The 13,872-nt window shown below is 45.5% G+C and carries 16 protein-coding genes and 1 riboswitch; of the genes, 1 reads left to right on the top strand and 15 read right to left on the bottom strand.

Translation table 11 applies throughout. The features are described 5' to 3' along the window. Positions 1-54 precede the first annotated feature (54 nt). The 8 genes from MKY95_RS00175 to MKY95_RS00140 form a co-directional block, all read right to left on the bottom strand. On the bottom strand, positions 55-231 hold the full coding sequence (locus tag MKY95_RS00175; RefSeq protein WP_017691375.1) for a small, acid-soluble spore protein, alpha/beta type: 177 nt from the start codon (positions 229-231) through the stop codon (positions 55-57). Positions 232-488: 257 nt separating this feature from the next. Then, positions 489-764 carry a Veg family protein gene (locus MKY95_RS00170; RefSeq protein WP_017691376.1) on the bottom strand — a complete coding sequence of 92 codons (276 nt, stop codon included), beginning with the start codon at positions 762-764 and terminating at the stop codon, positions 489-491. A 153-nt stretch (positions 765-917) separates the two neighbouring features. After that, positions 918-1,814, bottom strand: a complete 897-nt coding sequence (yabG, locus tag MKY95_RS00165; RefSeq protein WP_017691377.1) for a sporulation peptidase YabG — start codon at positions 1,812-1,814, stop codon at positions 918-920. A gap of 59 nt (positions 1,815-1,873) precedes the next feature. Further along, complete coding sequence (gene rsmA / locus MKY95_RS00160; RefSeq protein ID WP_100528122.1) at positions 1,874-2,776, bottom strand: 16S rRNA (adenine(1518)-N(6)/adenine(1519)-N(6))-dimethyltransferase RsmA; 903 nt, start codon at positions 2,774-2,776, stop codon at positions 1,874-1,876. A gap of 4 nt (positions 2,777-2,780) precedes the next feature. Then, positions 2,781-3,326 carry a ribonuclease M5 gene (gene rnmV, locus MKY95_RS00155; protein WP_017691379.1) on the bottom strand — a complete coding sequence of 182 codons (546 nt, stop codon included), beginning with the start codon at positions 3,324-3,326 and terminating at the stop codon, positions 2,781-2,783. Between the two features lie 155 nt (positions 3,327-3,481). Further along, complete coding sequence (locus MKY95_RS00150) at positions 3,482-4,666, bottom strand: 3D domain-containing protein (protein ID WP_036606128.1); 1,185 nt, start codon at positions 4,664-4,666, stop codon at positions 3,482-3,484. Between the two features lie 273 nt (positions 4,667-4,939). Further along, positions 4,940-5,193: riboswitch (cyclic di-AMP (ydaO/yuaA leader) on the bottom strand. Between the two features lie 241 nt (positions 5,194-5,434). Continuing rightward, positions 5,435-6,205 (bottom strand): TatD family hydrolase, encoded by a 771-nt coding sequence (locus tag MKY95_RS00145; RefSeq protein WP_179088589.1) that lies wholly within the window; start codon positions 6,203-6,205, stop codon positions 5,435-5,437. A gap of 333 nt (positions 6,206-6,538) precedes the next feature. Next, the gene (locus tag MKY95_RS00140) at positions 6,539-7,816 is read right to left on the bottom strand and encodes an HD domain-containing protein (protein ID WP_339196299.1); all 1,278 of its coding nucleotides are present in this window, start codon (positions 7,814-7,816) and stop codon (positions 6,539-6,541) included. 317 nt (positions 7,817-8,133) lie between these two features. Between MKY95_RS00140 and MKY95_RS00135 the strand changes: the two genes are divergently transcribed. After that, positions 8,134-8,388, top strand: a complete 255-nt coding sequence (locus MKY95_RS00135) for an AbrB/MazE/SpoVT family DNA-binding domain-containing protein (RefSeq protein ID WP_024633700.1) — start codon at positions 8,134-8,136, stop codon at positions 8,386-8,388. Positions 8,389-8,670: 282 nt separating this feature from the next. Here MKY95_RS00135 and rsmI read toward each other — a convergent pair whose 3' ends face one another. From rsmI to MKY95_RS00100, 7 genes are all read right to left on the bottom strand, one after another. Beyond that, positions 8,671-9,555, bottom strand: a complete 885-nt coding sequence (gene rsmI, locus MKY95_RS00130; RefSeq protein ID WP_036606130.1) for a 16S rRNA (cytidine(1402)-2'-O)-methyltransferase — start codon at positions 9,553-9,555, stop codon at positions 8,671-8,673. Beyond that, complete coding sequence (locus MKY95_RS00125; RefSeq protein ID WP_036606131.1) at positions 9,556-10,335, bottom strand: tRNA1(Val) (adenine(37)-N6)-methyltransferase; 780 nt, start codon at positions 10,333-10,335, stop codon at positions 9,556-9,558. Between the two features lie 95 nt (positions 10,336-10,430). Next, positions 10,431-10,799 carry a DNA replication initiation control protein YabA gene (gene yabA / locus MKY95_RS00120; protein ID WP_017691386.1) on the bottom strand — a complete coding sequence of 123 codons (369 nt, stop codon included), beginning with the start codon at positions 10,797-10,799 and terminating at the stop codon, positions 10,431-10,433. Positions 10,800-10,827: 28 nt separating this feature from the next. Then, the gene (locus tag MKY95_RS00115; protein WP_017691387.1) at positions 10,828-11,628 is read right to left on the bottom strand and encodes a stage 0 sporulation family protein; all 801 of its coding nucleotides are present in this window, start codon (positions 11,626-11,628) and stop codon (positions 10,828-10,830) included. Positions 11,629-11,745: 117 nt separating this feature from the next. Further along, positions 11,746-12,717 (bottom strand): DNA polymerase III subunit delta', encoded by a 972-nt coding sequence (holB, locus tag MKY95_RS00110; protein WP_036606132.1) that lies wholly within the window; start codon positions 12,715-12,717, stop codon positions 11,746-11,748. A gap of 9 nt (positions 12,718-12,726) precedes the next feature. Beyond that, complete coding sequence (locus tag MKY95_RS00105) at positions 12,727-13,170, bottom strand: YaaR family protein (RefSeq protein WP_017691389.1); 444 nt, start codon at positions 13,168-13,170, stop codon at positions 12,727-12,729. A gap of 342 nt (positions 13,171-13,512) precedes the next feature. Next, positions 13,513-13,842 carry a cyclic-di-AMP receptor gene (locus MKY95_RS00100; protein WP_017691391.1) on the bottom strand — a complete coding sequence of 110 codons (330 nt, stop codon included), beginning with the start codon at positions 13,840-13,842 and terminating at the stop codon, positions 13,513-13,515. Positions 13,843-13,872: the final 30 nt, after the last annotated feature.

Below are 13,872 nucleotides of genomic sequence, written 5' to 3'. Positions count from 1 at the left end.
AAAGCGGGGTTATTCCTGACGGATTTCCCCGCTTTTCAGTCTGCTTGAACCGGATTAAGATTTGCGGGCAGCCTGCTCAGCAAGTTGAATGGCTCTTTTCACCATGTTTCCTGCATCCTTGGCTTTAATTCCGCCCCAACCTTCCTGTTGCACCGTATCATAGAAGCCCAGGTCTTTCGCGAGCTCATTCTTCAGATCCTCTGACATGACACTTCTTCTTCTGCGACTCATGAACCATCCTCCTCCAAAGTATCCTTCATAATGTGATGAGTTCGTTGTTCGTTCACGTTTTTAACATTTTGTCACCAGGCCATATTCAGTTTCCTGCATTGCTTAAGAAACTGTCCCTTCACCTGTCCATATAGTATGCCGCGACCGTTCCTCGCTCATTCCTGAGTATGTATGGGTTACGTTAGAGGGAGAATTGGTGTTTAAAGAAAACAAAAAAGCGATCCGCCTTGTGGGGCGAATCGCCTGTAAATCGATACTTACGTCTCCATATAGGAGCTATGCGTCTGGCTGCCCGGGTCATAAACCATGACTTCCACCGATTCCGTAAGTATATCCGCATAACTATAAGATACTCGCTTGAAGGTTTCTTGCTCCTCATCAAGCTTAACAATAAAAACAGAAGGGTACGTTTCTTCCAATACACCCGTACGCTCAATGGTCTTACGGCGGCCACCATTAGCCCGCAACATAATTTTCTGACCAATATGTGCATCGAGATTGCGTTTGATATCCAACAGCGTGTTTTTAGCCATTGTCGACGACCACCTCTTTTCTTGTCCATTATACCGGATTTTACAGTCATTGTCAAATCAAAACTAATTATTATATCAGCATCAAAAAGTTGTTGTCAATGAATTTTTTTGCAAACAAAAAAAGCCCCAAATTGGGACTTTAAATGGCCTACATCAGACTGCCGACGGGTTTACTTTTAGCGTAGATAAATCATTCAGCCCAGGCAGACCTACCCGGTAACTCCCCCGTGTCTCGACACCACCCACACCCTGGCTACCACTGATGGTATTGTGCAGAACATCACTCATGTTGACCGTATCGCGCACAGAAGTAAAGGAGGCCTTGGCTGCCACATAGACCGGATCAAGTGCATGAATGAGAATTCTGCCTGGGGAACTGGCAAAGTTCGCTCCAGCGCGCAACAGTGCCTCAAAATGGGACTGACAGGCCCCTGCAACAATAGTGAGGGCGTCCAGATGGCGTTCATATTGTCTGGCCACCTGAATGGCCGATACAAAATTTTGCGAGTTCTTGTAGCTACCAAGACTATATAAGTCATAGGGCTGACGTGTCTTTAACACCCCATCATGACCCGTAATAACTACGATATCCGGACGTACTTTGGGTAATAAGCGGTATAAGGTATCTGCCATTGCCGATTCATGGACATACTGTCCCTCTGCGGGTACACGAAGTTGCTCATAGAGATCCATACTTTTTTTCAAATAGTTCGGATCTCCATCCAGATGAAGCACCTTTCCAGGCATTTCAAAATAAGCCGGTTCCTGCTGGGCAGACCAATCCTGTACCAGACCTTCACGATTCCGCTCAGCCTGTTCCATACGATTCTGTTGCAGACGGGACAGGGTCTGATGTGCTTTAATATGCGCCTGTCTGGTCTTGGCGCTTTGTGGTTCGTAGGGAACCTGTATCAAATCGTCCACCGGGGAATCGGCAATCAGCCGGAACTCAGTCCCTTTAATGACCGCAGCATCCAACTGGAGGCCTTCCACCCGAAAAGTCACATCGCCGCCGTATGACTTCCGAACGACCAAGTCTCCGATATTCATCAACGTAATCACCTCTACCCCATCGTATGGGCAAAGACCCGGTTTGGTTCATTCAAATTTTACAGCGCTGCACGTACCCCAGCTTCCCACATTACGGTGCTGAGTGTGGCATACTCTTGCAGACTCAATGTCTCTCCACGCCGGGACGGTTGAATACCTGCCTGCTCCAGCAGAATGTCTGCCTGTTCCCGGTTCTCCTTTGTGAAGAAACGTGCCTTCAAGTTGTTTGAGATTGTTTTTCTCCGCTGAGCAAAAGAAGCCTGTACCACTTCGAAGTAGTGTGCTTCATCCGGAATCTCCACTGGCGGCTGCTCACGCACTTTCAGCTTAATGACAGCTGATTCCACATTAGGTTGCGGAATGAAGACCGTAGGAGGCACAATACACACAAGTTCCGGCATACTGTAGTACTGAACTGCGATGCTTAGACTACCGTAATCTTTTGATCCTGGTGCAGCAGCCATGCGTTCAGCCACTTCTTTTTGGATCATGACAACAATGCTGTCTACCGGCAGCTTCTCTTCCAGCAGTTTCATCATGATTGGAGTCGTTACATAATAAGGCAGGTTAGCCACGACACTGACTTTGTCCACGGATGCAAAATCCGTATTAAACAACTCAGCCAGATCAAGCTTCAACACATCCCCATGATGAACACGTACATTCGAATAAGGCTGCATCACCTCTCCCAGGATTGGGATTAAGCGCTGATCAATCTCTACGGCTGTGACGGGACCGGCTACCCGAGCCAGCCGCTCCGTGAGGGCTCCAATACCCGGCCCGATCTCCAGTGCGCCCTTGGACTCGTCCAGATCGGCTGCATTAACGATTTTATTCAGTATATTTTGATCGATCAGAAAGTTCTGACCCAGACTTTTCTTAAATGAGAATCCGTGCCTTTGAATAATCTCTTTCGTACGCTTGGGCGTTGCAATTTCAATCGTCTCTTCCATGTTCTTCATATGCTCACAATCCTTCACGTTCAATTTGCGCTAATGCTGTAGAGAATTCTTCCCGTGTAATCTGAAATACACTGAGGCGTTTGTGGAACTGCTTACCGTTACAATAACCGATGCCCAGCAGATTGCCCATCTCCATACGACGTGCAGCAGCCTGCGGATGCACAATAAGTCCTGCCGCGATCAGATCTTCCCAATCGATCAGGCTCGGAGCACCTTCGTATGAAGTATGTACGCGCGCCAACGCATGACGGATCGCCTCGGGTGAGGCATTCTCCACCCCAATGTCCCCTTTGCGCGTTGCATCGGCTTCCGGAATGAAGGCATGTTTGCAGCCAGGGACCTTGTTCGCAATAATTTTACGAATGCGTTCGCCAGCATGATCCGGATCTGTCAGTACAATGACTCCCCGTCTCTCCTGAGCAAGCGCAATCCGCTTCAGAATGCGTTGGTTGATGGCTGATCCACCTGTTTCTATGGTATCGGCTTCCACGGCCCGACGGATAGCTACCGTATCGTCACGGCCTTCCACCACAATGACTTCTTTTATCATGTTCCATTTCTTCCTTTCTAACGCAAAAAGAAGAGGAATATCCTCTTCTCTGCCAAACGGCGGGGGAGACTGAATTCAGACTCCTCCGCCGCATATTCCGCATGAATCATTCATGCAACTATTTTATAGCATTCCCATTTCAAAGTAAAACGATTTTAGTTCGCTTCCGGCTTCACCGGACCGATCACGTAGACCGTCTTGCCTTTCTTACGTCCAAAATTCAGGGCATGCTTCACACTGTCATAATACACATCAATTTTGTTGCCTTTAATGGCACCGCCTGTATCTTCCGCACGACGGAATCCCAGACCTTCGATATATACCCACCAGCCAATTGGAATGACTTTGGGATCAACCGCAATGGTGCGTCCTTCCGTTACACGAGTACCGGAAGCTGTTTTAGTTCCAATGCCAGGCTCTTCGGAAGAGTAAGCAGTCATGGATACATTTTTAAGTACTTTGGAGTATTTAAAAGAAGTCCCGGATACGGTAATCACTTTGCTGCCCGAGGCAGATGTTTTCTTCGAGTTCGTTGTTGTAGCCTTTTTGGTTGTTGAAGTTTGAGCCGATACGGTCTGAATCTCAGGTTCTTTCACGACCGGTTTTGCTTTTGTGCCGACAGCGATCACTTTATCTACACGATTATTAGCGACAGATTTGCCGACCATTTTTTTGGAGACCAATTCTCCATCCTGAAATACCTTTTCGATATGCTGTACAATTGTGCCTTCTTTGCCGTTCACAACGACACGGTTATCCCCTTTGTACAAGCTAGGGTCAGCCGTTTTAATGACTTTGTAAGCGATCGGTTGCTCTACTTCCACTGTACGCTTTGTTACGCGCACTACACGGATCTTCATCTCCGCTTTGATCGCAGTTCCAAGCGCCGGATACACTTTATCATTACTTTCAACTTGAATACCTGATTTTTGAATTGCATCTTCTACCGATGAATCGGTTGTATACAGAGTCTTGGTGTCTCCGTCTGCCGTAATGTTAACTGGAACGGCCCGCTCAATAACGATTCGGTCTCCATCTGTAATCGCCCCATTCATGGACATGGATACCTTATCGTGAGGGCTGACTGTGATCGACTGCTCCTCCAGCATTTCCTGAAGCATTCCTGTACGAGTCTCTACCACCTGAGCTTTGCCATCAATAACCAGTGAAATTTGTTTCCCGGCCTGACCGTAAACGACTAACAAGATCATGATTGTAAGCGCAATTGAGAAAATCGCGATCAATGCCATTTGACGCATGTTCTCATGCTTCCACCGCAACGCGAAAGACTTACTGGATGATCGTGACTCATGGGTCTCTTCTGGTTGGAATGTGCCCACTTCTCCGTCCTCCTTCATAGCCTCGCCGTCTAAAGTAATGCATGATGTCTTTGACGTGACTATACCAAATTTTCTACAGAACACAGATTGGACCAACATAATCCGGTTCTGCACCATGAATCAATCTTCGCAACATGATGTCATCCTCCTGAATACCTACCGTATGATGACAATATTTCTTTTATTCAAAAACAAAAAAGCCAAAGAAAGAGTGTAAGAGGAACTCTTTCGTGGCTTCCGAATGATTTTGAATATCGGAAATTCATGCACGAGGTTGCCTCTCTTTTTCCGCTTGCGAGGTTAGCTGTCGGGTTCGGGCGAAAGAGAGCCGCCCTATCTTGGGTCACCCGCTCATGGCGGACGCCCTTGAATTCACCCCGAGACCCAAAGAAGAAATCAAATACGGCTTCGCAGTTCCCTTCGCTGCTTTTGGGTCAGCGAACGTTGCGCATCGGCCAAATACACCGATGTTTAAGCCCTATTGGTTCCCCCGCTCTCCGATAACGGAGACTCAGCGAGACTGATTCATGAAAGTAATGTTGTTTCATCGGAAAGTGTCCCTTTGTTCATCCCCCGAACATCTGTCCAATTTTCCGCACAACAATTCACTGAAAAGATGATATCCTGTTTTGATGCATGTTGTAAAGCGTTGATCAAGTACGTTTTTCTGAATATTTGGTTAAAATATTGTAATATTCTTGATTTATTTGGATCAAAGGGCAAATTACCTCCGCTTACCTGCCTTTTTCACCTCATTTGCTCGTTTTTTTAACGAATCCCAAATCGTTCCATGGCATTTTTGGTTGTTATTGCAGCAATTTCCTCCACCGAAATGCCTTTAATTTCCGCAGCTGCCTCTGCAACCAGACGTACATGCGCTGTCTCATTTCGCTTCCCACGATAAGGGTGCGGTGTCAAATATGGAGCATCTGTTTCAATGAAAAACCGGTCCATAGGAACCTTCTCCAGCACCTCTTTGGGTTGCTTTGCATTTTTGAATGTGATCGGTCCTCCGAAGGAGAGATGGAAGCCCATATCGAGACAACTTTTTGCTGTTTCCCAACTGCCCGAGAACGAGTGCATCACACCACCAACTTCACCCGCCTTCTCTTCACGCAAAATTCTTATGATATCCTCATGTGCATCCCGATTATGGATGACAATTGGCATGTTCACTTCACGCGCCAAAGCAATTTGTTGTCGTAATACGCGATGTTGTATCTCTTTTGGTGAAGTATCCCAGTGATAATCCAATCCAATCTCACCGATCGCAACCACTTTTTCATGCTTGCATAAAGATGCAATCCTCTCCAAATCGCCCTCCTGCATTGTGATCGCATCTACGGGATGCCACCCTACAGCTGCATATATAAAGTCATATGTTTCAGCGAGTTTCATTGTGGTTGGAATCGTCTCCCGGTTAAAGCCAATGTTGATCATGCGACCAACTCCTGCATCCACAGCACGCTGAATCATGTCCTCGCGGTCCTCGTCGAATTGTGGTGCATCCAGATGTGTATGTGTGTCGAACAGCATCATGTCTGTATCTCCCTTCATGTCGAAATAACGACTATCTTCTTTTTCAAAATCCAATTTGTAAAATTCAATAATTCAATGACTCATACATAAAACATTTTGGGTAATCTGTGTATTACATCATTACGTTTGTTTCTTCACAACTACAATATATAGAAGATATACGGATATTCTGATCTATATATTGTTGATTTTGCTCATTCTGCCTATTTGCATTTACAAAATTATGTCGATCTACATATACTCCCCATTAAAGCAGATTACTGTATCATGGAAAATAGCTCTTTTAGAAAGTGTTTTGATATCGAAATTCTTCATCGGATTATACCCACACGATTACAAGAAATAGGGGCGTATATGTGACGGTAATTCGTGAATAATCGCATCCACCTTGTTTTGCGGGTAATACAAATGATGTTTCCCTCGGTGAAGCCCACTGATGGAACGGACAATGTCAGATACTTCTGACAACTCACGTAAATTGTCCTGTCGATCCAGAAGAAGAATCTGCTTATCTGTGGATTCATCCGGACGAAACACATCATACGGATTATCCGAAGGAAAATCAATTTCAAGATCATATTCGGGATCGAGGCCAGCCTGTACAAAAGCTTCCCGAATCTCTTCCATCATTGTCAAGTCGACCTGTTCAAGCTCTACATACTTATATAACTTGCGATCCATAAAACGTTCGCATAACTCACTAAGAACAGTATCGTCCTCCTTGCGCCACTGCGTAAATGCCGTCTGAATTAATGCTTCATCCAACTGCAAATATTCATCCACGGATAATTCTCCTTCAAATAGTTGAGGGAGTGGATCAATCATGAAGCGGAATTGAAAACCCTGTTGTAGGAGTGTTTTCGCTCGCTTGAATATTTGCCGCAATATAATTTCAGAACTACGAGTTACCGGATGGAAGTAAATCTGCCAATACATCTGATACCGAGACATTAGGTAATCCTCCACAGCATGCATGCCTGACTCCTTGACTACAATCCGCCCATGATAAGGACGCAGCATCCGAAGGATACGATCAAGGTCAATCGTGCCGTAATTTACACCTGTAAAATAGGCATCCCTGAGCAAATAATCCATTCGGTCTGCATCAAGCGGACTGGTCACCAAGTTCACCACAATCGGCTTTTCATACGTTTTTTGAATGACAGACGCTACTTTCTCAGGAAAATCAGGAGCATACCGTCTTAAGATCGCCCCTACTTCGGTATCACCTGTAATAATGCGACAAGTCCAATCTTCGTGATTCATGTCAAAAGCTTCCTCGATGGAGTGAGAGAATGGCCCATGCCCGAGATCATGAAGTAGAGCTGCACACAGAGCTACAATCTTTTCTTCCTTCGGCCAATCCGAATAATGACTTCTTTCAAATTGAGAGATGATCTTGCGTGTGATCTCATAAACACCTAGTGAATGTGAGAACCGACTATGCTCTGCTCCGTGAAAGGTAAGGTAAGAAGTACCCAGTTGACGAATCCGGCGTAAACGCTGAAATTCCGGGGTGTTAATTAACTGCCATATAACCGGATCTTGCACGTGGATATAATTATGTACCGGATCTTTGAATACTTTCTCTTCCGTTAAACGTTGTTCCATGTCGACTCACTCCTTTAATTTCTTTTATATTAACGCTTTGAGCTCTGCGATTCACCTAAGATTCGACACCATATGACGAACTTTGTCGAATAAAGTAGTTTTGTCGTTTTCCAAATCGACAAAGCTGACATTGAGGTTTAAATGCGAAAAATGGCTTCCAATCCCTTACCACCAGTAACCTTGTGAAAAACAGCCTTAATTTTAAGCTAATTTTAAGGTTGACTGATTTGGGAATCGTTGGTATGATGAGTATCATAAAACATAAAATAATGTCGAATAATGACAAAGATAGTTAGCTGAGAGGAGCACTGATTATAATGATGAAATCAACAGGTATTGTAAGAAAAGTGGACGAACTGGGACGGGTAGTTATTCCAATTGAATTGCGCCGTACGCTCGGTATTGGTGAAAAAGATGCTCTGGAAATCTACGTTGACGGCGAGCGCATCATGTTGAAAAAATACGAGCCTGCTTGTATCTTCTGTGGTAATGCAGAGAACGTTACTTACTTCAAAGGTAAAATTGTTTGTAACGAATGTATTTCCGAAATCCCTGCACCTGTGACAAAATAAGAAAAACCAGGTATACTGGACTTATCTAAATTGTTATTTCTAACCTTTTTAATATTCCTTAATGACCTTCCCGGTGTGAACCCCACCGCGGAAGGTATTTTTTTGCCTTGTTATGGGTTCCATTACCCAAAATGATTCTGTCACACGCGAACTGGGAGAGAACGATGAATTTTGTTCGGAATTTTTTTTAGCCACTCTGCTCTTTTTAATATTCCACTAAGGTTGGATATAAGCTTCTTTTCAGGTTATGTTCCCCACAACAGAAGATATTTGGTTAGATTACTACTCGATTAATGCATTATATACATCACGCTTCGCCAGACCGCGATCGGTAGCCGTTTTTTTCATTGCATCTTTGCGGTTATGTCCTTCACCCTCATAATGGCTGACATGATCCGCGAGTGACATGAGCTGCCACCATGCTTCGCGCTCAGCCTTACGCTCCTCTTCCTTAATGCCTTCTACCAGCAAGCAGTACTCGCCAAGAGGTGGATGCTCTTCAAGCCAGTCTATGCATTCCCTCACAGTACCCCTTGCGAATTCCTCATGACGCTTGGTTAGTTCACGAGCCAGAACAATCGAGCGATCACCCAGAATTTCTTCAAGGTGGACTAATGTTTTCCGAATACGATGAGGCGATTCATAAAATAACAAAGTCCCGTTGGATTCGTCAAACGCCTCCAGCACTTTTCGCATGTCCTTTTTCTCCCGCGGCAAAAAACCGCCGAATGTAAAACGCTCCGTCGGTAATCCGGACACGATCAGAGCAGACAACGCAGCGTTGGGCCCCGGGATGGGAATGACCGTTATTCCGGCTTCCAGTGCAAGCTGTACAAGGTCAGAACCAGGGTCCGAAATAGCTGGCAAACCGGCATCGCTGACGAGTGCCAAATTTTTTCCTTCTATTATATAACGTATCAGTTCAGGTCCACTCGCCCCCTTATTATGCTCATGATAACTAAACAGCATCGAAGGTGTAATTTCAAAATGGGTGAGCAGCTTTCGGGTCTGGCGTGTATCTTCTGCTGCAATGATGTCACAACTCTGCAATGTCTTGATGGCACGGAAGGTCATATCCTCCAGATTACCAATGGGTGTTCCAACCAGATAGAGCTTGCCTGATCCTTCAGGCTGCTCCGCATAGCTTTTTTGAATATGCAAAGTCATCTAAAGCCCTCCTTTCGTAGTACGCTCAGCATGTTGCTGACCATAGTAAATATCCATAATCTCTTCGCAGTATTTCCCCTCTTCATTGTAGACAATGAGTGGAGGAAGCATCCTAACTTCCGGTTTACCATCTTTCATTCCTTCAATTAACACCATGTTGGCTTCCAAATGAGCACGGGGATGTACCATCCGAATCCTTTTTGGTTCCAGCTTATATTCGCGCATGAGCGAGATAATCTCTGCAAGGCGTTGCGGACGATGAACCATTGATACTTTGCCGCCATTACGTACAAGTCGACTGCACGCCTGAATCACTTCTTCCAGGGTACATCCGATCTCATGACGTGCCATTGCCTGATGTGTGTTCATCTTGAGATCACTGCCATTCAGAGGCATGTATGGAGGATTAACGGTTATTGCATCGTATACAGCATGTCCTGTTTCTTTCACGAGTTCTCGCAAATCACCTTCACGAATCATAATCGATTCATCCAATGCATTTAATTGCACACTGCGACGCGCCATATCAGCCAAACGTGGCTGAATCTCGATCCCTTCCAGACTAGCCTGCGTACGCGTTGTAAGCAAAATGGGAACCACCCCGTTACCCGTACACAAATCAAGTATACGACCCCGTTTAGGTACGGAAGCAAACCGGGCTAATAATACGGCATCCATCGAAAAACTAAACACTTCATCACTTTGAATGATTCTCAGATCATGAGAGAGCAGATCATCAATCCGCTCTGACTCATGTAACACAACTTCATTTTCTTCCATATGTTACGCTCATCCTCCGGTACTCTATATCTCATGTTTGTTTAGTTTAGGTTTATAACCTTGAAAAAAAACCGTAGGGGATCCCTACGGTCACTTCATTTATTCAAAAAAGACAGGCAGAACAGACAATCGCCTTCCGTCCGCAAATGTCCATAATAGACGTTGCAGATATGGAAGCCTTCGTGATACAACCGAGCCAGATTATCATACCCTTCGCCCACAACATCCTCGCCTGTAGCCGGACCTGCTGGTCTTGCTACAGGAGCGAGTGCTGAGGAGATCGGCAGATCTGCCGGAGCCTCACGTTTGAGCAGTTTGCGTAACTGCTCATTCTCGATGGTAAGCCGCTGATTATCCTCAAGCAGCTCCTTCACAATCATTTTTAACTCTCCTAAATCACCGTGCAACTGACCCAGTTGGGTTTCCATTTCATGAATGTGCGTAAACAGATTTTTCTTTTCCAAGTTTCCACCCCGAAGCAACCTTTATGGTTTACTTGATAACGACGTCATCCAGCGGAAGTTCTTTGACTTTACTGATGTCGAACAGTTGAACATGGACTGTGCGGCTACCGGCATTAATTCCGACAACTTTTCCTTCACCCAATGAGGTGACGACCAATTTGCCTACAGCTGGCAGTTCTTCTCTCACACTTTCATAGTTATCATGCTCAAATTTCAGACAGCACATGAGTCTTCCGCACAACCCTGAAATTTTCGTCGGATTCAGTGACAGGCTCTGATCTTTAGCCATCTTGATTGATACCGGCTCAAAGTCTCCCAGCCAGGAAGAACAACACAACACACGGCCGCAAGGTCCGATTCCGCCAAGCATCTTCGCTTCATCACGTACACCAATCTGTCTCAGCTCGATTCGTGTCCGGAATATGCTTGCCAGATCCTTGACCAGCTCCCGGAAATCAACTCTTCCTTCAGCTGTAAAATAAAATATAATTTTATTGCGATCAAACGTAAATTCCACATCGACCAGCTTCATTTTGAGGCCATGGTCTTTGATTTTATTTAAACAAGTACCGAATGCTTCTTTGGCTGCACGTTTGTTCTCATCAACCACACGGGCATCTGTATCGCCCGCAACGCGGATGACTTTCTTCAGCGGCAACACCACATCGGACTCGCCCACTTCCTTCTTACCTACGACAACCTTACCGTACTCAACCCCCCGCGCTGTCTCCACGATAACGCAGTTTTCTTTCTCAATGGGAAGGTCCAGGGGATCGAAGTAATAAATTTTGCCCGCTTTTTTGAAACGGACACCCACTACACTGTACAAAAAATTAACCCCCTTGTAAGCCAACCCCACTTCGTCTGAAGCCCCGTCTTCTTAGGGAACCGGCCGAAGTTATAACCGTTTGCATATGATTGGAGCTAACTTTGCCCTCTCCCAGTCTTATGCCAAACCGATCAAAAATTGCTCCAGACAAAGCTGGCCATTGACGTTGAAACGCAATTTTTTTCTGCATGCTGCGGCCATATCCATATAGGAGACCCACTGCTCTGTGCTGCGGGTATGTGCCAACTGAGATAACATGTCTAACTGATCTATAAAAACGATATGTTCATGCCTATCGTACTGAACATACAGCATGTCCCTAAACCATAGATGGAACAAACTGAGTAACATGTCCAGGTGTTCAGAGAGTCCGGTTTTAAAAAGCTTCTGCTGTGCAGAGATCAATGATGTACTTCCTCTACCCAGGGACTCCTTCCCTAATTGTAACATTACGTTTCTAATTTCTGCAAACCAATTCTGCTGGAGAATTTCTCTACATGCTTCCAATCCTGACGCTAAATGGACGGCAGAGCGAGCCAGATTGGCAGGGTGCCCTTCCTCAATTAGTGATTGCAGCATCTCTTCCGGATTCAGTGCGCTGAACGGTACCAATTGGGAGCGTGAGCGGATCGTTGGCAACATGGCCTGTCCATTATCTGTAATCAGGATGCCGACTGCTGGTACCTGCGGTTCCTCCAGAAATTTGAGCAAACTGTTTGCTGCCTGCACCGTCATTTTCTCGGCTTGTTCTATAATATATACTTTGGGATGGCCTGCCTCTGATCGGTATGAAAAAATACGCTGCAGATCCCGGATTTGATCTATTTTAATGTTGTTTCCATCTGGTGCAAGCATGGTTAGATCCGGATGGTTACCATGATCTACCTTACGACATTCAAGACACTGCCCACAAGCGTCATCTTCAAGCTCTGTACAGAATATTGCCTTGGCAAAGGTAATTGCCGTCTTCCGTTGCCCGCTACCAGCTGGACCGCTAAACAAATACGCATGGCTTATTGCCTTACGTCTCAAACTGCTTTGTAACATTTTCTTGGCCGCTTGTTGACCCATAATCTGTTGAAAGGACATACTTCCTCCTCAGAAGCTTAAATTAATAAGCATCCCCCGAATTTCCCCTACTTGTTGTAATAGAGAGATTTTTCCTTCTTCTGTATCCAGCAATTCATCAGCCATGGATAACAGAGCGGAGTCAATTTCATCAATCAGTTTATACCGCTTGCCTCTGCCACGACGATCCCAACCCCTTGTCTCTTTCATGGATACACCGCGACGAACGGTCTCTTCCAGGAACCTTTTAACAAGTTGCTTATACGCCTTCAGTTCACGAATCGTCATGGAACGTGCCAAGCGATCTCCCTGAAGCTGGATTTCACTAAACCGGCGATTCAGTTCAGCTTGTGAGGCCCGTTCCCCCTGGTGATTCATCATATCAGAGAAATTTTTGGATTGAACCGGTTTGGAACCTGAATCAGTAGAACTGATCCCGCTCTGAATCGGTCTGAATCCAGGATTGATTTTCATGGATACGCCCGCTTTCTATCATAGTTAGCCAATCGCCCATCAGCACAGTGCGCGTTGCGCCTGTGCCTGAGAATGAGGCTTTTATATATGCTGATCACACTCTATATATAATGGTAGATACACATCACCATCAAGGACTTGTTCTTTGTAGTCAACCTCTTTCCGAAAGGAACCATTCCCAGCTGGGAAATGCTCATCCGGAAAGAGTATGCTGATTCTTCTCGTCAAGAAAGGCGTTCCGTAAGTGGCACGCACGAACTCTGTTAACTCTTCTTGCATCCATCGTTTCCAACATGCTATCGATCATGAAGGACCCTCATGGGATCCATGCAATAGGTTTAATTAGAAATGTTCGAAGCGATCTACCGGGAGAACAAATACAGTAGCTCCGCCTACTTGAACTTCAACAGGTAGCGGCAGGTAAGAGTCGGTTGTTCCACTCATCGGTGTGACCGGAGTCACGAGCTGTTCACGAACCTTACAGCTGCTGCGAATGACGTTCATTACGGATTCGACTTGACCATCATCGACACCGATCATAAACGTCGTGTTGCCTGCCTTCAAAAATCCGCCCGTACTGGCAAGCTTCGTTGCCCGAAAGTTTGCTTTGACCAATGCGCTGGATAATCGGTTGCTGTCTTTATCCTGTATAATCGCAACAATCAGTTTCATCCTGCATAACCTCCTTTAGAATAAGCACCT

Source organism: Paenibacillus sp. FSL P4-0176, from assembly GCF_037975265.1.
Taxonomy (GTDB): domain Bacteria; phylum Bacillota; class Bacilli; order Paenibacillales; family Paenibacillaceae; genus Paenibacillus; species Paenibacillus amylolyticus.
The sequence above is the reverse complement of the archived record's forward strand: the minus strand, read 5'-3'. Positions and strand labels throughout refer to the sequence as shown.

What these genes read in the sequence shown, in the direction of transcription:
- MKY95_RS00175 (WP_017691375.1), bottom strand. Translation starts at nt 231, where the DNA reads ATGAGTCGCAGAAGAAGAAGTGTCATGTCAGAGGATCTGAAGAATGAG.
- MKY95_RS00170 (WP_017691376.1), bottom strand. Translation starts at nt 764, where the DNA reads ATGGCTAAAAACACGCTGTTGGATATCAAACGCAATCTCGATGCACAT.
- yabG (WP_017691377.1), bottom strand. Translation starts at nt 1,814, where the DNA reads ATGAATATCGGAGACTTGGTCGTTCGGAAGTCATACGGCGGCGATGTG.
- rsmA (WP_100528122.1), bottom strand. Translation starts at nt 2,776, where the DNA reads ATGAAGAACATGGAAGAGACGATTGAAATTGCAACGCCCAAGCGTACG.
- rnmV (WP_017691379.1), bottom strand. Translation starts at nt 3,326, where the DNA reads ATGATAAAAGAAGTCATTGTGGTGGAAGGCCGTGACGATACGGTAGCT.
- MKY95_RS00145 (WP_179088589.1), bottom strand. Translation starts at nt 6,205, where the DNA reads ATGATGCTGTTCGACACACATACACATCTGGATGCACCACAATTCGAC.
- MKY95_RS00140 (WP_339196299.1), bottom strand. Translation starts at nt 7,816, where the DNA reads ATGGAACAACGTTTAACGGAAGAGAAAGTATTCAAAGATCCGGTACAT.
- MKY95_RS00135 (WP_024633700.1), top strand. Translation starts at nt 8,134, where the DNA reads ATGATGAAATCAACAGGTATTGTAAGAAAAGTGGACGAACTGGGACGG.
- rsmI (WP_036606130.1), bottom strand. Translation starts at nt 9,555, where the DNA reads ATGACTTTGCATATTCAAAAAAGCTATGCGGAGCAGCCTGAAGGATCA.
- MKY95_RS00125 (WP_036606131.1), bottom strand. Translation starts at nt 10,335, where the DNA reads ATGGAAGAAAATGAAGTTGTGTTACATGAGTCAGAGCGGATTGATGAT.
- holB (WP_036606132.1), bottom strand. Translation starts at nt 12,717, where the DNA reads ATGTCCTTTCAACAGATTATGGGTCAACAAGCGGCCAAGAAAATGTTA.
- MKY95_RS00105 (WP_017691389.1), bottom strand. Translation starts at nt 13,170, where the DNA reads ATGAAAATCAATCCTGGATTCAGACCGATTCAGAGCGGGATCAGTTCT.
- MKY95_RS00100 (WP_017691391.1), bottom strand. Translation starts at nt 13,842, where the DNA reads ATGAAACTGATTGTTGCGATTATACAGGATAAAGACAGCAACCGATTA.